Here is a 20,337-nt window from a genome sequence, read left to right as displayed (position 1 = left end):
ACGCTATAAGGGTCACAACGCGGTTTGCATCCGCGCCCGAAGCCTTGCCGTGCAAGGGATTGGGCCGATACACCACCGCAGGCTTGCAAACTGGGTCGCTGAGCCCCAATTCGCAACCCAAGGACTTCTGCCGGGGCTGTCAGGAAAACTCGTGGAACGTAACGCCGAGCGACGTCGTCTGCCGCCTCTCAACGCCTTGCGCGCGTTCGAGGCCGCCGCCCGCCATCTCAACTTCTCCCGGGCCGCCGACGAGCTGTCGGTCACGCCCGGCGCCGTCAGCCAGCAGATCCAGAACCTGGAGGACTATGTCGGCGCAGCCCTGTTCAAGCGCACGCCCAAGGGGCTGCTGCTGACCGACGCGGCCCAGACCGCCCTCCCCGCCCTGCGGGAGGCCTTTGACCGCCTGGCCGAGGCCGCCTCCATGCTGACCGCGGCGGTGGATGGCCGCCGGCTGACCCTGACCGCCGCGCCCTCCTTCGCCGCCAAGTGGCTGGTGCCGCGCCTGGGCAAGTTCGAGGCCCAGCATCCGCAGGTGGACGTCTGGCTCTCCGCCGGCCTGGAGCTCGTCGACCTGTCCACCGGCGAGGTGGATGTGGCGATCCGCTATGGCGCCGGCCGCTATCCGGGCCTGGAGGTCCGCCGCCTGATCGGCGAGACCGTGATCCCGGTGATCAGCCCCGAGCTTGCGGCGACCACGCCCCTGAACGATCCCGCTGACCTGGCCAACCATGTGCTGCTGCACGACGGCTCGCCGGATCCCGACGACAGCTGCCCGGACTGGACCATGTGGCTGGCCGCGCGCGGCCTGCGCGGCATCGACGGGGCGCGCGGTCCGCGCTTCAACCAGTCGAGCCTGGTGATCGAGGCGGCTGTGAACGGGCGCGGTGTCGCCCTGGCCAAGCGCACCCTGGCCCAGGCAGACCTGGACGCCGGCCGGCTGATCGCGCCGCTGCAGATCGCGACCGCGGTGGACTTCGCCTATTACGTGGTCCACCCCAAGGCCAAGGGTCGCCTGCCGCAGGTGAAGGCCTTCATCAACTGGATCACCGCCGAGGCCGAGGCTCACGAGGCGGCGCTGCAGGCCATCGACAACGGCGCGGGGATCTAGCGCGTGATAGCCGAAAGTGGTCGGCGGTTTCGGCGGCCATCACGCGCCAAGGACGGACTCTAGCGCGGCGTCTTCAGGGACTGCAGGGCCTGTTCGTGCTGGTAGGCGGCGATGTCGGCCAGCACCAGGTCCAGGGCGTGCAGCACGTCCGCCAGGTGCTGGGGACCATCGGCCTCCGCCGCCGCGCACAGTTCGCCCAGGTGATTGGCCCCGATCCCGCGCGCCGCGCCCTTCAAGGTGTGGGCCGCGTCGCGCCAGCCCTCAGCGGAGGCGTCCAGCATGGACGACCAGATGCCGGCCTGTTCCCTGAATAAATTCAACACTTCCTCGATCACCCCGGCGTCGTTCGCCGCAAAGTTTTCAAGGTAGGCGAAGTCCACCGCCCCCGTCAGATTCCGCCGCGCCATCTTTTTTTCCCAACCGGCTTGCAAAGGGCGAAGCATCGCGTATGTTCCGCGCCCTCGCCGCCGGGCAAAGAGCCTGGAGTCGGGACGGGTGTATAGCTCAGTTGGTAGAGCAGCTGACTCTTAATCAGCGGGTCCAAGGTTCGAATCCTTGTACACCCACCATTCTTCTTCTCCGCACAATTTGACGAGATGATCCCCCTCCCGGGGAGGTCACCGCTCGTTCGCGCCCTTGCCGGCCAGGATGGCGCTGCGGAACTTTTCGATCCGGGCTATCCGGGTCGCGGAGGCCTTGGCGGTGTTCAGGTTCACCACATAGCTGTTGCGACGGCCCCGACTGAGGGCGTTGAAGGCCTCGGCCAGCTCCGGGTCGGCGTCCAGGGCCTCGACCAGCTCGTCGGGCAGTTCGCGCTCATGCTCGTCCCGGAGCGGCTTCGCGCCAGCCTCCGCATAGGCCATCGCCTCGGCGAGGTAGGCGCGGATCACCGGCTCCAGCCCGGCGACCTCGGCGTTGTCGCGAAAGACGATCATATCCGGGTGGCGGGTGTTCGGCCCCTGGCGGGTCAGGACGCCCCCGGGGTCCTTGAGCAGGGCCGCGTTCATGAAGGTCAGGCGGAAGTCGTCCCGAAAGGCGCCGATCAGGGCGATGTTGCGATCGGCGTGCATGTAGCAGGGGTGTCCCCACTTGGCGGTCTCGGTCAGGCCGACCTCCAGGGCGATCCGGCGCAAGGCTTTCAGGCCGTCGATCCAGCGCCGGGTGGAGCAGTCCGGGGTCGCGAACCGATCGCAGCGCCCGCAGCCCTTGGCGAAGAACTCCTCCGCCACCGTGATCATCTGGCGCTCCATCAGCCCGCGCCCTCTCCCGGCGGCGGGTCGTCGGCCAGGCGCGAGGTGACAGTGGAGCCGGCCGACAGGGTGCGGCTGACCGGGCAGCGCTCGGCGATGTCCATCAAACGGTCCCGCTCCTCCTGCGACAGGTCGCCCTCCAGGTGGATGACGCGCTCGAAGACGTCCTTGGGCGCGCCCGCGGCCATGCGCTCGGCATGGCGCACCCGCACCGCCACCCGCAGCAGGGGCCAGCCCTTGCGCTCCGCGTACATCCGGATGGTCATGGAGGTGCAGGCGCCGAGGCCGGCGAGCACGAACTCGTACGGGTCCGGGCCCAGGCCGTCGCCGCCGACCGAGACAGGCTCGTCGGCCAGCATCCGATGCGGACCGATCCGCACGGCGTTGAGGAACTTGCCCTGGCCGGTCTCGCCCACCTCGGCGATCCGCTCATGCGCGACGGACTGCGACATGCCTGTCTCCCTTGATCTCGCCCTGCCCTACCCGTCGAGCCCGGAGTCTCCCAGCCCGAACAGCACCAGGGCGGCGCGCACGGCCAGGGCCACCAGCACGCCGGAGCTGACCATGAACAGGGCCCAGCGCAGCATGATCACGTTCACGCTCGCCTGGACCAGGCTGTGGACCACCCGCAGCCCCACATAGGCCCAGGCCAGGGTCAGGTTCAGGTCATGCCCCTCCCCCGCCAGGGCCAGCACCAGGGCGGTGGCGTAGAACAGGGTCGGCTGTTCCATCAGATGATTGTAGTTGTCGGCCTTCCATTGCACCGACGCCGGCAGGGCGGCGAGCGCGCTCTTGCCTGCGGTCGGGTCGAGCTTGATCTTGGCCTTGCTCATGGCCGGGATGCGCGTGGCGTAGAGCCAGACGAGCATCAACAGCGACCAGAGCACCAGTACGATCACTGGCTGCAGAATGGGTTCGAATTCCATGACGTCCTCCCAGCGCGGCGTCTCCGCGCCCGACGCCAGCTAAGCGCCAACTCCAGGGTGCGGACAAGCCCACCTCGCTCTCGACTTATTGCACGCAGACTGCCATATTCTGCGCAAACCGGCGATAAAGCCGAGGGAGGACTTCATGCGCGCCAAGACCCTGATCTCCGCCGCCTGCGCGGCCCTGGCCCTGCTGACGGCCGGCGCCGCCGCCGCCCAGGCCCCCGACAGCCTGAAGGTCACCATCTGCGGCTCGGGCGGCCCCTTGCCGATCAAGGACCGCGCCAAGCCCTGCGTGGCGGTCCAGGCCGGTGGCGCGCTGTACCTGGTCGATGTGGGGCCGGAGTCGACCGAGAACCTGCAGCTGTGGCGGATGCCCCTGGCGACCGTGCGGGCGGTGTTCGTCACCCACCTGCACTCCGACCACATCGGCGACCTGGGCGAGTTCAACATGCAGAGCTGGGTGGCCGGCCGCGCCGCGCCCCTCGAGGTGGTCGGACCTCCGGGCGTCGCCGCCCTCGCCGCGGGCTTCAATCAGGCCTATGGCCCCGACCACGGCTTCCGCAACGCACACCACGAGCATGACGGGATCAAGCTGCCGATCCCGCTGGGCCTGTTGAAGGCCAAGACCATCGCCCTGCCGGCTACGCCGGATCCCAAGGCCGTGCAGGAAAAGCTGGCCTGGAGCCAGGACGGCCTGACCGTCACCGCCATCCGCGTGGAGCATCACCCGGCGACGCCCGCCTACGCCTATCGGTTTGACTATAAGGGCCGCTCGGTGGTGGTCAGCGGCGACACCGTGAAATGGGCCCCGCTGGCGGAAGCGGCCAAGGGCGCGGACGTGCTGATCCACGAGGCCCAGAACAATGACATGACCCGCCAGATGTCCGGCGGGCTGAAGATGCTGGGCAATGACCGCATCGCCTCGATCATGGCCGACACCACGACCTACCACACGAGCCCGGTGGAGGCGGCCGAGCTGGCCAAGGCCGCCGGCGTCAAGCAGCTGGTGCTCTACCACCTGACCCAGGCCGGCCTGCCCTTCTTCACGCCCGAGGGTTTCACCAAGGGGATCGATAAGGTGGGCTATCTGGACTGGCGCCTGGCCAAGGATGGCATGACCATCGAGCTGCCGGTGGGCGGGACCGAGGTCAAGTTCGGTCAGAACTGACCAGGTTTAGGCCTGGGGCAGCAGGCGGCGGCCCGCCCCCAGGATCACCACCAGCACGGCCTCGACCAGCATCGGGGCCAGGGTGTCCGGGCCGGGACCGGACGCCGCCAGGGTGACGATCCGACCGGCCAGGGCGGCGGCGATCAGCAACAGCGGCGCGGTCAGCAGGCCGGCGCGGTTGCGGATCGCGGCATAGAGGGCCAGGCCCCCGGCGACGCCGAAGAATCCGGCGACGTCGGCGCGCAGGGTCGCCTCGCCTAGAGGCCCCTGCCCCACAAGGCCCAGCTTGCCCGCCGCGGCGGCCGGGGCCATCCAGATGCGCAGGGCCATCAACAGGCCAAGGACGCCGACAAGGCCGATCAGGCCACGCAGGATTGAGCGCATCGCGGATCTCCAGTTTGGATTTAATGGCAATCGCTATGCCATAATTGTGAGGGACGCAATCGCGCCTTCGCCGATCAGCCCTTCGGGATCAGGCCGTCGAAGAAAGGCCGCACATAGAGGGCCGCCGCGTCGCTGGGCGTGACGCCGGGCGCCCAGAACTTCAGCCGGCTCGCCGACGCCACCAGGCTCAGCAGCATCTGGGCGGCGATATTGACGTCCACCGGCCGCAGCGATCCGTCCGCCACCCCGTCGCAGATCATCGAGGCGACGCGATCCGACATCCGGTCGTAGCGCCGCTGCAGGCGGGGGCCCAGGCTGTCCGGCGCGGAGTTCAAGGAGGTCGGATGCACCAACTCCATCTCCTCGGCCACCTGCCGCTCCACCAGGCAGACGGCGAAGGAGGCCAGGGCCTGGCCCGCGGGGACCTGCAGCCGCTCGGCCTGGCGCATGGCGTCACGCTTCACATCCAGGCTGCGCTGGAAGCAGGCCTGGATCAGCTCATCCTTAGACAGGTTGCGGTGGTAGAAGGCGCCCTTGGTCAGGTTCAGCCGGGCCGAGATGCGCTCCACCGAGGCGCCGGCATAGCCTTCCTCGTTGATCAGGGCGGTTCCGGCCCGCAGGAACATCTCCGCGGTCTCGTCGGCCAGCTCGATCTGGGGGGCTTCCATGGGGACCGGCGCCCAGGCGGCGCCCGGCGCGCCAAACCCACCCAGGATCACGGTCGCGACCCGCTGGGCCACGCGGTCATAGTCCTCCGGGTCGCGTCGGACCAACCAGGTGGTGGACCACAGCACCTCGGACAGCAGCAAATAGGCGCGTGCGTTCAGCTCCATGCGGCTGAGGCCCGACGTCTCCGGCCCTTCCAGCAGGCCGCGCACCTTGCGGAACATGTCCACATAGGCGGCGTTGACGCAGGGCGCATTGAGCGCCCGTACGTCGCTGAACACCGGCAGAGGCTCAGCCCGTCCCTCCACCACCTCACGGCGGAAAGCGAAATGCCCCTGCAGGAACCGCTGCACGCGCTCAGCCACCGACGCCCCGGCCTGGGCCTCGGTCAGCATGCCGCTCAGGCGTTCCAGGCCATTGAGGAAGCAGGCCCGCGCCAGCTCGTCCTTGTTCTTGAAATAGTAGATCAGGCCATTGGGGGCGATCTGCAGTTTCTCGGCCACCTCGCCCAGGGTCATGCCCCGAACGCCCTTGCGATTCAGAACGGCCACCGCTGAGGTCACGATCTCGGCGCGGCGGGCTTCGAACTTTCGCGTGGGCGAACGAATGGTCATCGGGCTCCCTGGTCCGCCATGCGTTCTGATGCGCCGTGCGGTGGCCTGATCTTATGGACCGGGCGGATGATCGCAAGTCGAAGCCTGTCCTTACGCGAAGTCGTCCCCTCGCCAATCAGGATCGACTTCGTTTACAAGACCCACCAGCGTCCGGGACGGGGCGCGCCTGGGGAGAGTCTCGCGATGTCGGTCTACATCTACGATGCGGTGCGCACGCCGCGCGGCAAGGGCCGTCCCGACGGGTCGCTGGCGGGTGTGACGCCGGCGCGCCTGGTGGCCCAGCTGGCCGACGCCCTGGCCGAACGCAACGGGCCCGACGCCGTCAGGGCCGCCGAGCACCTGACCCTGGGCTGCGTCACCCAGGTGGGCCGCCAGGGGGGACACATCGCCCTGGCCGCGCGGGTTCAGGCCGGCCTGCCAGACAGCCTGCCGGCGGTGACGATCAACAATTTCTGCGTCTCGGGACTGAACGCCCTGGCCGACGCCGCGCGGCGCGTCGCCACCGGCGAAGCGGAACTGGCCCTGGCCGGCGGCGTGGAGAGCATGTCCCAGGTCGCCTTCATGACCGACAACGCCGACTACTACAGCGATATGCAGATCGCCGGACCGATGGGCTGGGCCCCGCCGGGGCTGGGCGCCGACCTTGTGGCGACCCAGGAAGGCCTGTCGCGAGCCGACCTCGACGCGGTCACCCTGCGCTCGCACCGCCGGGCCGCCGAGGCCTGGGACGCAGGGCGCTATGCCGGCCGAGTAATCCCGGTGAAGGCCGCCGACGGTTCCATCGCCCTGGACCGGGACGAGAATGTCCGCGACTTCGGCGACGGCGCGACCCTGGCCCGTCTCGGCCCGGTCTTCGCCCAGGCCGGCGCGCAGGGCTTCGACGAGATCCTGTTGTCGCACAAGCCGGGCTTCGGCGAGGTCAAGCACGTGCACACAGTGGCCCACTGCCCGCCCATCGCCGATGGCGCGGCTCTGTTGCTGGTGGGCTCGGAAGCCGCCGGCAAGCGGCTGGGCCTGAAGCCGGTCGCCCGCATTCGCAGTGTCGCCGAGGCCGCCGATGATCACGTCCTACAGCTGACCGCCGGCTTCACCGCCCTGGAACGGGCCCTGGCCCGCGCGGGGCTGAGCCTCTCGCAGATCGGCGCGGTGGAGTTCATGGAGGCCTTCGCCGCCGTCGCCGCCCTGTTCGACAAGCGCTACGGCCTGGATCCGGCCCGGGTGAACCCCAATGGCGGCCACCTGGCCATGGGGCACCCAATGGGCGCCACCGGCGCTGTGCTGGCCACCAGCCTCTTGGACGACATGGCCCAGCTGGACGCCGAGACCGGCGTAGTCTCGGCGACGGGCGGCGTCGGGGTCGGCGCCGCCATGGTGTTCGAGCGCGTTTAGCCGCCGGCCCCGAGGGCCTTCAGAAGCTCGGCGCGGTCATAGTATTCGCGCCACTCCTGGACCTTGCCGTCCCGGATATCCAGCACGCCCACCACCGGCACCGCGCCCGGCTTGCCGTTGTAGACGAAGCGGTCGACGCGCTCGATGAACACCTGGCCGTCGATGACGCCCATGTGGACAACGTCCAGGGTCACACCGCCCGGCGCGCCCTTGCCCAGGGCGGCGATGCGCTCATAGATCGCCTGGCGACCCACGGTGGACTCCGGCAGCATCATCGAGCGCAGGACGCCGTTCTCGGCGAACAGGTCTCCGACCTTTTTCCAGTCCGCGGCCTTCCAGGCGGCGATCATCTCCTTGGCCACCGCGATGCGGCTGGCGTCGGTGTCCGCGGCCTTGGCCGGCGCCGAGATCGCAAGGGTGAGCGCCAGGGCGATTGCGCCCGCAAACCTGTTCATGGTCGTCCTCCGAAAGCAGGCCGGATTTCGTCTCGCCCGGGCGGGAATTCGCCCTGACGCCGATCCAGTCACTTGCACAACAAGACCATGCTGCTAGGTTCAGTTCAAGGGCGCCTTCATGATGGCGGCCCGCGTGTGAGATTCGGAGAGCCCCCATGAAGATGGAGCGTCTGCCCCTGGTGCAGTCCTCGCTGCAGCCCAGCAACCACCCCTATCTGAACGGGGCCTGGACGCCGCAGCACGAGGAGGTCGACGCCTGGGATCTCGACGTGATCGAGGGCCAGATCCCGACGGACATCGACGGCGTCTACGTCCGCAACACCGAAAACCAGATCCACCAGCCGCTCGGCCGCTATCACCCGTTTGATGGGGACGGCATGATCCACGTGATCGACTTCAAGAACGGCAAGGCCGACTACCGCAACCGCTTCGTGCGCACCCGCGGCTTCCAGGCCGAGCAGGAAGCCCGCCAGTCCCTTTGGGGCGGACTGATGGACGGCCCCGAAGTCTCCCTGCGCCCGGGCTTCGGCGCCCATGGTGGCCTGAAGGATTCCTCGTCCACCGACGTGGTGGTGCATGGCGGCAAGATCGTCTCGACCTTCTACCAGTGCGGCGAGGCCTACTGGCTCGATCCGAACACCCTGGAGCAGGGCGGCGTGGCCAGCTGGGGGCCGCTGGACGGCGTCTCGGCCCACACCAAGATCGACGAGGCCACGGGCGAGCTGCTGTTCTTCAACTACTCCAAGCACGCGCCCTACATGCACTACGGCGTCGTCGATAAGACCGGAAAGCTGGTCCACTACGTGCCGGTCCCTCTGCCCGGCCCGCGCCTGCCTCACGACATGGTGTTCACGGCCAACTACGCGATCCTGAACGACCTGCCGGTGTTCTGGGATGAGGAGCTGCTGAAGCGCGGCGTCCACGCCGTGCGCCATCACAAAGGCATCCCCTCGCGCTTCGCGGTGATCCCGCGCCGCGGCGAGACCAAAGACATCAAGTGGTTCGAGGCCGATCCGACCTACATCCTGCACTTCCTCAACGCCTATGAGGACGGCGACGAGATCGTCATGGACGCCTACTTCCAGGAGAACCCGACGCCGCGGCCCCTGGCCGACGCGCCGGACGGCTTCGGGCACATGATGGCCTTCGTGGACGAGCACAGCTTCCGGCCCAAGCTGCACCGCTGGTGGTTCAACATGAAGACCGGCGAGACCCGCGAGCAGCACCTGGACGACCGCATCCTGGAGTTCGGGATGTTCAACCAGCGCTATGCCGGCCGCCCCTACCGCTACGCCTATTCCACCACCACCAAGCCGGGCTGGTTCCTGTTCAACGGCTTCGTGAAGCACGACCTTAAGACCGGGGAGTCCTGGTCGCTGCAGCTGCCCGAGGGCCGCTACGCCAGCGAGAGCCCGTTCGTGCCGCGGATCGGCGCCAAGGACGAGGACGACGGCTATCTGGTCAGCTTCATCATCGACGAGAACGCCGGGACGTCGGAGTGCATCCTGGTGGACTGCAAGAACTTCGAGGCTGGCCCCGTCGTCCGCATCGCCCTGCCACACAAGATCTCCAGCGGCACCCATAGCGTCTGGGCCGACCGGGCCTTCATTCGCGACGGGGTCTTGCCGCCGATGGGCTGAACACCAGCCCGCAACGCATTGAACGAGAAGTCATATTAGGGAGTAGGTCCGAGATGGACATCAAGGACAGCGTGGCCCTGGTCACGGGCGGCAACCGCGGCATCGGCGAGGCCTTCGTGCGCGCCTTCATCGAGGCGGGCGCCGCCAAGGTCTATGTGGGGAGCCGCAAGGTCGAAAACGCCCAGCACCTGGTGGACGAGTTCGGCGACAAGGTCGTCCCCGTCGAGCTCGACGTCTCCAAGCCCGAGCAGATCGAGGCCGCGGCCGCCCGCTGCCAGGACGTTTCGATCCTGGTCAACAACGCCGGGCAGTTCTCCATGCAGACCCTGATGAAGGCGCCGGACCTCTCCTTCGCCCGCGCGGAGATGGAGACCAACTATTTCGGGCCGCTGTCCATGTGCCGCGCCTTTGCCCCGATCCTGGCCAAGCATCCGAAGAGCGCCATCGCCAACGTCCTGTCGGCCGGCGGCATTGTCGCTGTGCCGGGCATGGGTGGCTATTCGCCCTCCAAGTTCGCCGGGCGCGCCATGACCACCTGCGTCCGCGCCGAGCTCGCGCCGCAGAACACCTCGGTCACCGCCCTTGTCGTGGGCTCGGTGGACACCCGCATGGCCAGCCATGTGGAAGGCTACAAGGAGCCGCCCTCGGCCATCGCCAAGGCCGGCCTGGACGCCATCCGCAAGGGCGCCAGCGAGGTCGATACCGACTTCATGGCCATTGATGTGCGCGCCCAGCTGGCCCGCGACCCCAAGGCCCTGGAAATGGCCATGCGCCGGTCTCTGGCCGGCGAACGCGTCACTACCGGCCGCTAAAGCGAGAGCCCGATCATGACCCCGCAAGACTATATCGCCTTCGCTAAGAAGTTCGTCGGCGCCATCCAGTCCGGCGACACCGCCACGGTGCGCGCCTGCTATCACCCCGACGCCAAGCTCTGGCACAACAACGACGGCATCGAGCAGACCGTCGACCAGAACATGAAGGTGCTGGACTGGTTCATCCGCGCCCTGCCCGACCGCAACTACCGGGTCCTGCGCCTGGAGGCCCTGCCGGACGGCTTCATGCAGCAGCACGTCCTGGAAGCCACCCTCCCCGACGGGACCAAGTGGGCCATGGACGCCTGCGTGGTGGTGAAGATGGAAAACGGCGTGATCACCCGCCTGGACGAGTACATCGACAGCGCCAAGTCGGCCCAACTGCGCGCCCACGGCCGCTGAACAAGGGCCCGGAGCGCTCCCTCTCCCCGCATGCGGGGAGAGGGTTCAGGCGTCGTAAAGCGGATCGTTCGGCATCTTGCCGCCATGCAGCAGGATGGCTGGATCGCCAATGCCGCCGCGGGCCCAGGTCTCGGCGATGGGCTGCTCGCGGTTCCACTCCCAGCGCAGGGTCCGCCGCGCGATGCGCCAGACCCCGTCCCGCTTCTCCATCCGGTCGATGGCCCGCGCCAGGGTCAGGGTCTCGAACGGCGGCTCGGCGGCCGGATAGCGGGCGAAGGACAGGTAGTAGCACTCCGACCGCGCCAGGATCGGGCTCTCCAGCTCCACCAGGACATTGGTGACCGTGTGGGTCATCAGCCGATCACTGTGCAGGGCCGGCAGGATGGCGGCGATGTAGTCGCTCGCCGCCCCCAGGAAGGACCCGCCGTGATCCTCGACGGCGTCGTCGTGGTAGCAGGCGCGCAAGAGGGCCTCGTCGCCACGGTCGACCGCGCGGCTGTAGCGCATCAGCACCTCGTTGATGGCCTGCTTGTCTAGCAGGCCCTGAAGCTCAGCGGAGTCGATCTCAGTCGGGGGCATCACCGGGTCTTCGCGTCGAAGTCTTCCACCAGGCCCATGGCCTTCAGCAGGTGTGCGCGGTCGTAGTACTCACGCCAGACCTTGATGAGCGGCCCCTCGAACTCCAGCACGCCGACCACCGGGGCCGAGCCCGCCTTGCCGCGGATCACGAACTCGTCGACCCGCTCCATGAACAGGGTCCCGTCCACCACGCCGAGGTTGCGCAGGTTCAGAGTGATCGATTCCAGGCCGTCGCTGAGGCCGGAGACGCGCTTGTAGACCGCCTCGCGGCCCACCACCGGCTCGACCATCATCGAATGCAGCACCCCGTCGGGGGTGAACATGTCGGCGACCTTGCGCCAGTCCATGGCCTTCCAGGCCTCGGCCATTTCACGGCCCTTGGCGATCTTTTCGGCGTCCGACAGCGCTGCAGCCATGGGTGACGATTCCTTCCCTAAGTGATCGGCCGCCTCTCCGCGGGGGCCTCGCGCCGAATTAACTTGCGTAACAGTACCGACTGTTGGCAAGTGCTTTCTCGAACTCCCGAATCCAGCAGACCGCGCCGCCCTCAGGTTGCGCGCGCCACACCGGACCGGGAGCTTACGGCAGGGGTGACTTGCTTGACGAGACTAAAAAACCTGACCTAAGCTGGGAGGAATAGAAGAAAGAATACCCAAGGGGGGAAGCTGTCGCCCGGAGCCCGAATGGGTTGCGAGCTGCGCGCCGACCTGTCGGAGACGCTCATCGGCAAGTGGCCTTATGCAAGCCTTGCTCCGGCAATCGTTCACCCTCTTTCCGAACTGCCGCACATCGTCCGCCGTCGCGGACGCACAACGACGGGCCAGCCGACGCGGAACGGCGACCCAAAGGGGGAAACCAACTTGAAGCTTCAGCACACCACTTCCGTCATCGCCCTGCTCGCGGGCATGACCCTCGCCCTGCCGGCCATGGCCGCCGCGGGCGACACCCAACTCGAAGAGCTGATCGTCACCGCCCAGAAGCGGGAAGAGAACGTCCAGCAGGCGCCTCTGGCCATCACCGCCGTCACCGGCGCGAGCCTGCAGAAGGATCGGGTCCTCAGCCTGGAGGACCTCGCCCACAACATGACGGGCATCTCGTTCACGGCGAACTCGCCGCAGTCCAACGAGATCAACATCCGCGGCGTCGTGAACACCCGCCTCAGCTCGCCCACCGCCGACCAATCGGTCTCGACCTTTGTGGACGACGTGTTCGTGGCCCGCTCCGGCAACCTGAACTCGGCCTTCTATGACGTCGCCCGGGTGGAAGTGGTTCGCGGCCCGCAGGGCGTGCTGCTCGGCAAGAACGTCGCCGGCGGCGCGGTCAACATCATCTCCAACAGCCCGACCTCGGAACGCTCTGGCAAGGTCACGGTCACGCTGGGCAACTACGATCTGCGTCAGACCCAAGGCTTCCTGAACGGCGCGATCACCGACAGCCTGAACGCCCGCTTCGCCTTCCAGACCATCAACCGCGGCGGCTACGCCAAGGACATCCTGCACAACACCGAGGTCGAGAACCTGGATTCGCTCCAGGGCCGCCTCTACCTGTCCTACCGCCCGCAAGGCAGCGACCTGACGGCCGACCTGATCGTCGACTACTCCAAGGACAGCAATGACGGCGTGAACCGCGTCGGTCTGAAGAGCACCACCCTGCCGGCCAGCTTCACGCCGTGGTCCACCACGCGCGCCCTGATCGCCGCCAAGCGCGGCCACCTGGACGTCCGCGAGAGCCTGCCGATCTGGCCGCTGTTCAAGGGCGACATCGCGCCGACGCCGCAGGGCGCCCGGCACGAGACCTACAATGTCATCGGCAAGGTCGAGAAGGACATCGCCGAGGGCATCCGGCTGTCCAGCATCACCGGCTACCGGAACAACCAGTCCTTCACCCTGTACGACCAGACGGGCCTGGGCCCGGCAAACGGCTACAATGTCGCCGGTCCGCTGCTGTTCGCCGAGCCGGTGAACTTCAACGAGGAAGTGGAACAGGTCTCCCAGGAACTGCGCCTGGCCTCGACCAACACCGACAGCGCGATCGACTGGATCGTGGGCGCCTACTATCAGAAGAGCAAGGTCCACCAGTACAACCGCTACTGGGGTGAATCGACCGTCCTGCCGACCCTGTCGGGCGAATCCCACTGGAACGACCAGGGCCACAACCGCGACATGGCCATCTTCGCCCAACTGGGCTGGAAGATGACCGACACCCTGAAGCTCGAGGTCGGCGCCCGCTACACCAAGGACAAGAAGTGGGGCTTCCAACAGGGCATCATCGTGGCCACCGGCGATCGGCTGAACCCGGCCGACACCGCGCCGCTGACCCCGCTGACCACCAACTTCGCCACGCCCTACGGTGAAGACTGGAAGAAGCTGACGCCGCAGGCCACCCTGCGCTGGACGCCCAACGACACCACCATGGCCTACGGCACCATCTCCGTCGGCTTCAAGGGCGGCGGCTTCCAGAACAGCGCCTCTAACGCGTTCGCGGCCCGCACGCCGTACAACCCGGAAACGGTCACCAACTACGAGCTGGGCTACAAGACCGAGCTGTTCGACCGGACCGTGCGCTGGAACTCGGCCCTGTTCTACATGAAGTACAAGGACCTGCAGGTTCAGCAGACCCTGTCCTCCTGCCTCTGCAACGTGATCAGCAACGCTCCTGGCGCGACGATCAAGGGCCTGGAGACTGACCTGCAATACGCCCCGAACGACTGGTTCAAGGCGTGGGCCAGCGGCTCCTATGTGGATGCGACCTACGACACCTTCGTGTTCGCCGGCGTGAACAACTCCGGCCACATGATGCAGCGGACGCCGAAGTACCAGTCGGCCGTCGGCGCCGAAGTCACCACCGACGCCGGCCTGTGGGAAGACGCGGTCAGCGCCCGCATCTCCTATCGCTGGCAGGGCAAGATGCCGTGGGCGCCTGAGAACACCACCTGGGAAAAGGCCTATGGCACGCTCGACGCCCGCCTGACCCTGACCTCCGAGGACAAGAACTGGAGTGTCTCGGTGTGGGGCAAGAACATCACCGACGAGCTGTACCGCACGAACATCATCGCCTTCTTCCAGGAAGAGATGTCCTCGTTCGGCGCGCCGCGCACCGTCGGCGTTGAGTTCTCCGCCGCGTTCTAGGCTTATGGCGCGGCCGGGCGCATCGTCGCCCGGCCGTTTCCATATCTGCAGATTGAGTGAGTACCGACGATGGGCCGCTGCTACGACATCCTCACCCAGGTGATCGAGGCCTGGCAGGCCAAGGACATCGATCGGGTCATGGGCTTCATGGCCGATGACATCGTCTGGCACTACGCCGCCGTCAGCCTCCCGCCGGTTCGCGGCAAGGTCACGGCCCGCAAGCTCCTGGAGCGCTTCCAGGCCGACATGCACGACATCAAGTGGCGGATCTTCAACTGGTCGGAGACCGGGGATCGGCTCTTCATCGAAGGCGTCGACGACTACACCACCGCCGACGGCAAACGGGTCGCCACCCCCTATGTCGGCGTGCTCGAATTCCGCGACGGCCTGATCACCGGCTGGCGCGACTATGTGGATCTCAACGTCGCCGCCGAGCACAAGGCCGGCCAGGCGTTCAGCAAGCAGGTGCTCGACCTGCTGGGCGAGGCGAAATGATCGACCGACGCACCCTCGCCGCGGCCCTGCCCGCCCTCGCCCTCGCCCCTGCTCTGGCTCAAGCCAAGGACACCGACATGACCGCGCCCCGCCTCTATCCCGTCCTGCAAGCCGTCATCGCGGCCTGGCACAAGCAGGACATCGAGGGCGTGCTGGTTCACGTCACCGACGACATCATCTGGCGCAACTCCTCGGGCTACGCCCCGGCGATCCGCGGCAAGGCCGCCATGCGCAAGGCCCTGCAAGGCATGGCGCCGATCATCAAGACCAACAAGTGGCGGATCTTCGACCACGCCGAGAACGACAATCGCCTGTTCATGGAAGGCGTCGACGAGTTCTGGCTGACCACCGGCGAGCACGTGGCCATCCCCTATGCCGGCAGCCTGGAGTTCGAGGGCCTGCTGATCAAGGAATGGCGCGAGTACTTCGACGGCCGGATCAGCGCCGCCATGAAGGCCGGCCAGCCGATGACCGACGAAGTCCGCGAGATGCTGTCCCGCCCCGCCGTCTGAGCCGACTGCGTCGGGATGACGCGCGCCGGAAGCGCCCGCCCGTTAACGCTCGTTTACCTGAATCGGTGAGCCTTCCAGCAGTCGTACTCTGCTTGGAAGAGCCACCCTATGTTGCAGACCATCAAGGCCCGGATGCGCACCTCCTGGGCCATGGGCGTCCTGGCCATGCTGGGCGTGATCGCCATCAACATGTCGATCCTGAAGGAGGTGCACACCGGCGGCGACAAGGCCGACACCCTCTATCGCACAGCGATGATGCTGGACGGCGCGGTTGCGGTCATGGTGATCGTCGGCGCCCTGGTCGGGACGGCCTTCTTCGAGCATCTGGTGGTCGGCGCGATCCGTCGCCTGGAGCAGGTGATGCGCCGGCTGGCTGACGGGGACCACACGGTCGCGGTGTTCGGAACTGACCGCCGCGACGAACTCGGCGACATGGCCCGCAGCGTCCTGGTCTTCAAGGAGAACGCCATCGAGCGCCAGCGGCTGGAAGACCTCGCCGCGAAGTCGCGCGATGAACTGGACCGCCGCCTGCAGGAGACCGAGGCCGCCTTCGAAGCCGCCGGCCGCGAGCAGAAGCGCGTCGTCGAGACCATGGCCCGGCAGCTGTCGCGCCTGGCCGAGGGCGACCTGACCGCCCGCATGACCGACACCGTGGCCGCGGAATACGAGGCCCTGAAGCGCGACTTCAACGTCGCTGTCGAACACCTGGAACAGGCCATCCAGACCCTCAGCGCCTCGACCCAGACCATCGACACGGGCGCCCAGGAAATCACCCAGGCCACCGACGACCTGTCCCGCCGCACCGAGCAGCAGGCCGCCAGCCTGGAACAGACCGCCGCGGCCCTGGACCAGATCACCGCCACCGTCCGCCGCACCGCCGAGGGCGCGCAGGAAGCCAACAAGGTCATCGCCACCGCCCGCGCCGACGCCCAGACCTCGGGCGAGATCGTCGAGCGCGCGGTCAAGGCCATGAGCGAGATCGAAGCCTCGTCCAGCCAGATCGGCCAGATCATCGGCGTCATCGACGAGATCGCCTTCCAGACCAACCTGCTGGCCCTGAACGCCGGGGTCGAGGCCGCCCGGGCCGGCGAGAGCGGTAAGGGCTTCGCCGTGGTCGCCTCCGAAGTCCGCGCGCTCGCCCAGCGTTCCGCCCAGGCCGCCCAGGAGATCAAGGGTCTGATCACCGCCTCCACCGCCCAGGTCGCCTCCGGCGTCGAGCTGGTGGGCCAGACCGGCGAGGCCCTGAACCGCATCGTTGGCCATGTGGCCGGGATCGACGCCGTGGTCATCGAGATCGCCGCCTCGGCCCAGGAACAGTCGGCGGGCCTGTCGCAGGTCAACACCGCGGTCAATCATATGGACCAGATGACCCAGCAGAACGCCGCCATGGTCGAGCAGACCTCAGCTTCCGTCCACGCCCTGCGTGGCGAGACTGGCGAGTTGTCGTCCCTGGTGGGCCGCTTCCGGGCCGGCGCTTCGGTCCGGACGCCTGCGCCGCGGGCCCCGGTCCGGCAGAAGGTCGCCGTCGGCGCCCGCGCCCCGGCGCCGCGCCCGTCGGACACCTGGGAAGAGTTCTAGAGCCCGGGCGAGACTGAGTCCGCCGTCACCGTCTCACCGCACTGGTCGCAGGCGATCCGAGGCGCCAGCACCGCGCCGCAGGCCCTGTGGTGGGTGATCAAGGGCGCGCCCGCCTCGCCGGCCAGCCAGCGGTCGCCCCAGCGGTTCAGCTCGGCGACCAGGGGATAGAGGTCCCGGCCCTCGTCGGTCAGGCGATATTCCCAGCGCTCAGGCCGCTCCTGATAGAGCTCACGCCGCAGCACGCCCAGGTCCACCAGCCGACCCAGCCGATCAGACAGGATGTTGGGCGCGACGCCCAGGGCGGCCTGGAATTCATTGAACCGCCGCCGGCCCAGGAAGGCCGAGGCGATGACGTGGCTGGTCCAGCGGTCGCCCAGCACCTGGAAGGCCCGGTCGAGCATGGGATTGCCGTCGTTCAGGGCCTCGGTCGGCACGATGGAGCGGCGCTGGGCGCGGGGCGGCGGCGAGGGCTCGAAGCCGGCGCCGGGGCCCTCCTGCACATAGACGTCCCTGGGGCCGACCTCGTCGCCGCAGGCGCTGCAGCGAAACTGGGGCGTGAACTCCTTGCCGCAGCTGTGCTTCAGCCGGTGGGCCGGGTTCGTGGGGTCGAAGAACCAGCGCTTCTCCCAGCGGATGATCATCAGGGCCAGGCTGTAGAGATCGGCGCCCATCTCGGTCAGCCGGTACTCGTCGCGGGCCGGCCGCTCCTGATAGCGGACCTTCTCGAAGATCCCGGCGGCGCACAGCCGGCGCAGCCGGTCGATTAGCAGGCTGCGGGCCAGACCGATCCGCCCCTGGAACTCGTCGAACCGCCGCACCCGCTGGAAGGCCAGGTACAGGATCATCAGGGTCCAGCGATCCCCCAGGATGTTCAGGGCCCGCGTCGCGGAGTTGGCCTGGACCAGCTGGGTCAGCGGCGCCTGGGAGGGTCGGGGGTCGGCCATGCGGGCGGGAACCTCCGGGGCCGGAGGTTCAATGTCAAGCGACAGCCGCCGCCGCGTAGTCCTTGGCCAGCTCGTCGACGATCTTGGACAGGGGCTCGACCGCCCGGACCTCGCCGGCCCCCTGCCCCGCCGACCAGACGTCGCGCCAGCGCTTGGCGGTGTCCTCGGGACGGCCGAGGTTGATCTCGGCCTTGGTCTTCAGGCCCTCGGCGTCGTAGCCGGCGGCCATCAGGCTCTTCTTCAGCCAGTTGGCGGGCACGCCGGTCAGGGCCGCGGACAGGACGATGTCCTCAGCCGTCGCCTCGATCAGCATCTGTTTGTAGTCCGGCACGGCCATGGATTCCTCGCAGGCGATCAGCCGGGTGCCGAGATTGGCCAGATCCGCCCCCAGCATCCGCGCCGCCCGGATGGCCCGGCCGGTGCCGATGCCGCCGCCCAGGATGATGGTCCCGCCGAACACCTCGCGGACCGCGGGCGCCAGGGCGAAGCCAGAAATCGGGCCGGTATGGCCGCCGGCGCCGGCGGCGACCAGGACCAGGCCGTCAACGCCGACACTGGCCGCCTTCTGGGCGTAGGTCAGGCTATTCACATCGGCCCACACCAGACCGCCATAGGACTGAATGCCCTCGACCACGGCCTTGGGGCTGCCCAGGGCGGTGATGACGATGGGGGGCTGGTGCTTCATGACCAGCTCCAGCTCCTCTTCCCAGCGGGCGTAGGAGCGATGGACCATGATGTTCATGGCCCAGGGCGGCGCGTCGGCCGGCAGGGTCGCCTTGATCGTCCCCAGCCACTGGTCGAGCTCGTCCAGGGTGCGGGCGTTGTTGGCCGGGAAGGTCCCGATGATGCCTGCCCTGCAGGCGGCCAGCACCATGTCGGGTCCAGAGACCAGGAACATGGGCGCGGCCATGGCCGGCAGGCGCAGGCGCTCGGCGATATGGGCGGGCAGCATCGGCGCTTACTCCGGCTTCGGAGGCCAGGGGATGAAGGCCGAGGTGCGACGGGCGTAGTCCTCGTAGTCCGGCTTGCGGCGGCGCATCCGGCCCTCGACCGTGGGCATGCCGCTCCAGCGGGTCAGGGTGTAGACGAGGTAGATCGGGCCGACGATGGAGAACAGGCCCAGATTGGTCTCGGCCGCGATCAGCCACAGGCCCCACCAGACACAAGCGTCACCGAAATAGTTCGGGTGCCGGCTGTAGCGCCACAGGCCCTTGTCCATGACCTTGCCGGCGTTCTCCGGGTTCTTCTTGAACTGGACCAGCTGCCAGTCGGCCAGGGTCTCATAGAGGATGCCGAAGATGGCCAGGACCTCGCCCGCGACGCCCAGGGCGCCGAGGGTCGCCGGCTCGTTGGGGATCTGGCCCAGCTGGACCGGCAGGCACACCAGCCACAGCAGCGGCATCTGCAGCATGAACACCAGGCGGAAGGCGGCGTAGCCATAGCCCCAGCCGCGCTCGGCCTTGGCCTTATCGAGCATGCGGACATAGCGGCCATCGGGGCCGTGATCGCGCCAGCGCCAGAGCATGTAGCCGCCCAGGCGCAGGGACCAGGCCACGGCGATGGCGGTCATGACGATCCCGCGCTGGGTGTCGCCGCCGGTCTGGATGAAGGTGGAGACCGCCACCACGCCCATGCCCAGGCCCCACAGGCTGTCGACGGGCGTCACATCCTTCATGGCCACGCAGATCGCCCAGGCCAGGACGAACAGGGCCAGGATGACGCCGGCGTTCACCGCCAGCACAATGGCGAAATCAGGCATTGGTCTCCCCCCAAGGATTCGCCCTCATGCAGGGCGGCTTGTGGGTCTTTCTATGCAAGCGATGGCGAAGGGGCAAGGGCGCGGTGCGACCCGGCAGGCGGGCGCTGTGCCGAGGGTTCAGGGTCTCACGGGTGCGCCGAATCCGCGACCGAAATCGCACCGGGCGTTTGACGTCAACATGGACGAACGGGTTCCGCGGGTGGTGCAAATAATAGATTCAATGACTTAGGATTCTTGGGGTGTCATCCCGGGTTCGGCGCAGCCGAAGCCCGGGACCCAGATGCGCTGGACTTCGGCCGCCTTGGACGCGGAACCGCCGTTCAGAAGGACACGAAGACCACAAAGACAGCAAAGGACACAAAGCGCGTCCCTCCTCCCACCGCTCATCCCCGCGCAGGCGGGGATCCAAGCTGAGCCGGACCTTGGCGCGCGGCGCCTTCCGGCAAAGCCCCATTCTCGAACCACGAACGACACGAAAAACACGAACGGGAGCCCTACTTCGCTCATCCCGGCGAAGGCCGGGAA

Annotated in this window: 22 protein-coding genes and 1 tRNA gene; 11 read left to right on the top strand and 12 right to left on the bottom strand. The window is 67.8% G+C overall.

The window, feature by feature from the left end; genetic code table 11:
* Window positions 1-151: 151 nt before the first annotated feature.
* Window positions 152-1,108 (top strand): transcriptional regulator GcvA, encoded by a 957-nt coding sequence (gene gcvA / locus ACFQ27_RS03375; RefSeq protein ID WP_377352486.1) that lies wholly within the window; start codon window positions 152-154, stop codon window positions 1,106-1,108.
* Between the two features lie 59 nt (window positions 1,109-1,167).
* Here the strand turns inward: gcvA and ACFQ27_RS03370 are convergent, their stop codons facing one another.
* Window positions 1,168-1,515 (bottom strand): Hpt domain-containing protein, encoded by a 348-nt coding sequence (locus tag ACFQ27_RS03370; protein WP_377352485.1) that lies wholly within the window; start codon window positions 1,513-1,515, stop codon window positions 1,168-1,170.
* An 86-nt stretch (window positions 1,516-1,601) separates the two neighbouring features.
* On the opposite strand from ACFQ27_RS03370, the gene ACFQ27_RS03365 reads away from it, so the two are divergent.
* Window positions 1,602-1,677, top strand: a tRNA-Lys gene (locus ACFQ27_RS03365).
* A gap of 48 nt (window positions 1,678-1,725) precedes the next feature.
* Here the strand turns inward: ACFQ27_RS03365 and ACFQ27_RS03360 are convergent.
* Genes ACFQ27_RS03360 through ACFQ27_RS03350 form a run of 3 tightly spaced genes read right to left on the bottom strand, consistent with a single transcriptional unit; the run spans window position 1,726 to window position 3,284 of the window.
* A complete protein-coding gene (locus ACFQ27_RS03360; protein WP_377352483.1) occupies window positions 1,726-2,358 on the bottom strand; it encodes a YdeI/OmpD-associated family protein in 633 nt (210 codons plus the stop codon).
* Window positions 2,358-2,810, bottom strand: a complete 453-nt coding sequence (locus tag ACFQ27_RS03355) for an OsmC family protein (RefSeq protein ID WP_374346313.1) — start codon at window positions 2,808-2,810, stop codon at window positions 2,358-2,360. Before ACFQ27_RS03355 ends, ACFQ27_RS03360 begins: the two co-directional genes overlap by 1 nt.
* Before the next feature lie 27 nt (window positions 2,811-2,837).
* Entirely contained in the window at window positions 2,838-3,284 is a 447-nt protein-coding gene (locus tag ACFQ27_RS03350) for an MAPEG family protein (RefSeq protein WP_377352482.1), read from the bottom strand.
* A 145-nt stretch (window positions 3,285-3,429) separates the two neighbouring features.
* Between ACFQ27_RS03350 and ACFQ27_RS03345 the strand changes: the two genes are divergently transcribed.
* The gene (locus tag ACFQ27_RS03345) at window positions 3,430-4,455 is read left to right on the top strand and encodes an MBL fold metallo-hydrolase (protein ID WP_377352480.1); all 1,026 of its coding nucleotides are present in this window, start codon (window positions 3,430-3,432) and stop codon (window positions 4,453-4,455) included.
* A gap of 6 nt (window positions 4,456-4,461) precedes the next feature.
* Here the strand turns inward: ACFQ27_RS03345 and ACFQ27_RS03340 are convergent, their stop codons facing one another.
* Entirely contained in the window at window positions 4,462-4,839 is a 378-nt protein-coding gene (locus tag ACFQ27_RS03340) for a hypothetical protein (RefSeq protein ID WP_377352479.1), read from the bottom strand.
* Between the two features lie 74 nt (window positions 4,840-4,913).
* Window positions 4,914-6,119, bottom strand: coding sequence for a TetR/AcrR family transcriptional regulator (locus tag ACFQ27_RS03335; protein ID WP_374346317.1), 1,206 nt, complete (start codon window positions 6,117-6,119; stop codon window positions 4,914-4,916).
* A 183-nt stretch (window positions 6,120-6,302) separates the two neighbouring features.
* Between ACFQ27_RS03335 and ACFQ27_RS03330 the strand changes: the two genes are divergently transcribed.
* The gene (locus ACFQ27_RS03330; RefSeq protein ID WP_374346318.1) at window positions 6,303-7,508 is read left to right on the top strand and encodes an acetyl-CoA C-acyltransferase; all 1,206 of its coding nucleotides are present in this window, start codon (window positions 6,303-6,305) and stop codon (window positions 7,506-7,508) included.
* Here ACFQ27_RS03330 and ACFQ27_RS03325 read toward each other — a convergent pair.
* A complete protein-coding gene (locus ACFQ27_RS03325) occupies window positions 7,505-7,963 on the bottom strand; it encodes a nuclear transport factor 2 family protein (RefSeq protein WP_374346319.1) in 459 nt (152 codons plus the stop codon). The genes ACFQ27_RS03330 and ACFQ27_RS03325 overlap by 4 nt on opposite strands.
* 155 nt (window positions 7,964-8,118) lie before the next feature.
* Here ACFQ27_RS03325 and ACFQ27_RS03320 point away from each other — a divergent pair, with 155 nt between their 5' ends.
* From ACFQ27_RS03320 to ACFQ27_RS03310, 3 genes are read left to right on the top strand one after another with little or no spacing between them, the layout of a single operon-like run.
* A complete protein-coding gene (locus ACFQ27_RS03320; RefSeq protein WP_377352477.1) occupies window positions 8,119-9,603 on the top strand; it encodes a carotenoid oxygenase family protein in 1,485 nt (494 codons plus the stop codon).
* 53 nt (window positions 9,604-9,656) lie between these two features.
* The gene (locus ACFQ27_RS03315; RefSeq protein WP_377352475.1) at window positions 9,657-10,415 is read left to right on the top strand and encodes an SDR family oxidoreductase; all 759 of its coding nucleotides are present in this window, start codon (window positions 9,657-9,659) and stop codon (window positions 10,413-10,415) included.
* A 15-nt stretch (window positions 10,416-10,430) separates the two neighbouring features.
* Window positions 10,431-10,817, top strand: a complete 387-nt coding sequence (locus tag ACFQ27_RS03310) for a nuclear transport factor 2 family protein (protein WP_377352474.1) — start codon at window positions 10,431-10,433, stop codon at window positions 10,815-10,817.
* 45 nt (window positions 10,818-10,862) lie between these two features.
* On the opposite strand, the gene ACFQ27_RS03305 is transcribed toward ACFQ27_RS03310, so the two are convergent.
* A complete protein-coding gene (locus tag ACFQ27_RS03305) occupies window positions 10,863-11,396 on the bottom strand; it encodes a nuclear transport factor 2 family protein (RefSeq protein WP_377352473.1) in 534 nt (177 codons plus the stop codon).
* Window positions 11,396-11,812: a nuclear transport factor 2 family protein gene (locus tag ACFQ27_RS03300; protein ID WP_374346324.1), complete on the bottom strand. Its 417-nt coding sequence runs from the start codon at window positions 11,810-11,812 to the stop codon at window positions 11,396-11,398. Before ACFQ27_RS03300 ends, ACFQ27_RS03305 begins: the two co-directional genes overlap by 1 nt.
* Window positions 11,813-12,256: 444 nt before the next feature.
* Between ACFQ27_RS03300 and ACFQ27_RS03295 the strand changes: the two genes are divergently transcribed.
* The 4 genes from ACFQ27_RS03295 (at window position 12,257) to ACFQ27_RS03280 (ending at window position 17,109) form a co-directional block, all read left to right on the top strand.
* The gene (locus ACFQ27_RS03295; protein ID WP_374346325.1) at window positions 12,257-14,524 is read left to right on the top strand and encodes a TonB-dependent receptor; all 2,268 of its coding nucleotides are present in this window, start codon (window positions 12,257-12,259) and stop codon (window positions 14,522-14,524) included.
* A 69-nt stretch (window positions 14,525-14,593) separates the two neighbouring features.
* Window positions 14,594-15,019, top strand: coding sequence for a nuclear transport factor 2 family protein (locus tag ACFQ27_RS03290; protein ID WP_377352472.1), 426 nt, complete (start codon window positions 14,594-14,596; stop codon window positions 15,017-15,019).
* Window positions 15,016-15,531: a nuclear transport factor 2 family protein gene (locus ACFQ27_RS03285; RefSeq protein ID WP_377352470.1), complete on the top strand. Its 516-nt coding sequence runs from the start codon at window positions 15,016-15,018 to the stop codon at window positions 15,529-15,531. Before ACFQ27_RS03290 ends, ACFQ27_RS03285 begins: the two co-directional genes overlap by 4 nt.
* Window positions 15,532-15,639: 108 nt before the next feature.
* Complete coding sequence (locus ACFQ27_RS03280; RefSeq protein ID WP_377352468.1) at window positions 15,640-17,109, top strand: methyl-accepting chemotaxis protein; 1,470 nt, start codon at window positions 15,640-15,642, stop codon at window positions 17,107-17,109.
* On the opposite strand, the gene ACFQ27_RS03275 is transcribed toward ACFQ27_RS03280, so the two are convergent.
* Genes ACFQ27_RS03275 through ACFQ27_RS03265 form a run of 3 tightly spaced genes read right to left on the bottom strand, consistent with a single transcriptional unit; the run spans window position 17,106 to window position 19,812 of the window.
* On the bottom strand, window positions 17,106-18,053 hold the full coding sequence (locus ACFQ27_RS03275; protein ID WP_377352466.1) for a winged helix-turn-helix transcriptional regulator: 948 nt from the start codon (window positions 18,051-18,053) through the stop codon (window positions 17,106-17,108). The genes ACFQ27_RS03280 and ACFQ27_RS03275 overlap by 4 nt on opposite strands.
* Window positions 18,054-18,087: 34 nt before the next feature.
* Window positions 18,088-19,005: an NAD(P)H-dependent flavin oxidoreductase gene (locus tag ACFQ27_RS03270; protein ID WP_377352465.1), complete on the bottom strand. Its 918-nt coding sequence runs from the start codon at window positions 19,003-19,005 to the stop codon at window positions 18,088-18,090.
* A 6-nt stretch (window positions 19,006-19,011) separates the two neighbouring features.
* Window positions 19,012-19,812 carry a DUF1295 domain-containing protein gene (locus ACFQ27_RS03265; RefSeq protein ID WP_377352463.1) on the bottom strand — a complete coding sequence of 267 codons (801 nt, stop codon included), beginning with the start codon at window positions 19,810-19,812 and terminating at the stop codon, window positions 19,012-19,014.
* Window positions 19,813-20,337 lie beyond the last annotated feature (525 nt).

The organism is Phenylobacterium conjunctum, from assembly GCF_042679085.1.
GTDB classification, from domain to species: Bacteria; Pseudomonadota; Alphaproteobacteria; order Caulobacterales; family Caulobacteraceae; genus Phenylobacterium; species Phenylobacterium conjunctum.
The sequence above is the reverse complement of the archived record's forward strand: the minus strand, read 5'-3'. Positions and strand labels throughout refer to the sequence as shown.

Coding starts and splice junctions, on each gene's coding strand:
- ACFQ27_RS03370 (WP_377352485.1), bottom strand. CDS start 1,515: ATGGCGCGGCGGAATCTGACGGGGGCGGTGGACTTCGCCTACCTTGAA.
- ACFQ27_RS03360 (WP_377352483.1), bottom strand. CDS start 2,358: ATGGAGCGCCAGATGATCACGGTGGCGGAGGAGTTCTTCGCCAAGGGC.
- ACFQ27_RS03355 (WP_374346313.1), bottom strand. CDS start 2,810: ATGTCGCAGTCCGTCGCGCATGAGCGGATCGCCGAGGTGGGCGAGACC.
- ACFQ27_RS03350 (WP_377352482.1), bottom strand. CDS start 3,284: ATGGAATTCGAACCCATTCTGCAGCCAGTGATCGTACTGGTGCTCTGG.
- ACFQ27_RS03345 (WP_377352480.1), top strand. CDS start 3,430: ATGCGCGCCAAGACCCTGATCTCCGCCGCCTGCGCGGCCCTGGCCCTG.
- ACFQ27_RS03340 (WP_377352479.1), bottom strand. CDS start 4,839: ATGCGCTCAATCCTGCGTGGCCTGATCGGCCTTGTCGGCGTCCTTGGC.
- ACFQ27_RS03335 (WP_374346317.1), bottom strand. CDS start 6,119: ATGACCATTCGTTCGCCCACGCGAAAGTTCGAAGCCCGCCGCGCCGAG.
- ACFQ27_RS03330 (WP_374346318.1), top strand. CDS start 6,303: ATGTCGGTCTACATCTACGATGCGGTGCGCACGCCGCGCGGCAAGGGC.
- ACFQ27_RS03325 (WP_374346319.1), bottom strand. CDS start 7,963: ATGAACAGGTTTGCGGGCGCAATCGCCCTGGCGCTCACCCTTGCGATC.
- ACFQ27_RS03320 (WP_377352477.1), top strand. CDS start 8,119: ATGAAGATGGAGCGTCTGCCCCTGGTGCAGTCCTCGCTGCAGCCCAGC.
- ACFQ27_RS03315 (WP_377352475.1), top strand. CDS start 9,657: ATGGACATCAAGGACAGCGTGGCCCTGGTCACGGGCGGCAACCGCGGC.
- ACFQ27_RS03310 (WP_377352474.1), top strand. CDS start 10,431: ATGACCCCGCAAGACTATATCGCCTTCGCTAAGAAGTTCGTCGGCGCC.
- ACFQ27_RS03305 (WP_377352473.1), bottom strand. CDS start 11,396: ATGCCCCCGACTGAGATCGACTCCGCTGAGCTTCAGGGCCTGCTAGAC.
- ACFQ27_RS03300 (WP_374346324.1), bottom strand. CDS start 11,812: ATGGCTGCAGCGCTGTCGGACGCCGAAAAGATCGCCAAGGGCCGTGAA.
- ACFQ27_RS03290 (WP_377352472.1), top strand. CDS start 14,594: ATGGGCCGCTGCTACGACATCCTCACCCAGGTGATCGAGGCCTGGCAG.
- ACFQ27_RS03285 (WP_377352470.1), top strand. CDS start 15,016: ATGATCGACCGACGCACCCTCGCCGCGGCCCTGCCCGCCCTCGCCCTC.
- ACFQ27_RS03280 (WP_377352468.1), top strand. CDS start 15,640: ATGTTGCAGACCATCAAGGCCCGGATGCGCACCTCCTGGGCCATGGGC.
- ACFQ27_RS03275 (WP_377352466.1), bottom strand. CDS start 18,053: ATGGCCGACCCCCGACCCTCCCAGGCGCCGCTGACCCAGCTGGTCCAG.
- ACFQ27_RS03270 (WP_377352465.1), bottom strand. CDS start 19,005: ATGCTGCCCGCCCATATCGCCGAGCGCCTGCGCCTGCCGGCCATGGCC.
- ACFQ27_RS03265 (WP_377352463.1), bottom strand. CDS start 19,812: ATGCCTGATTTCGCCATTGTGCTGGCGGTGAACGCCGGCGTCATCCTG.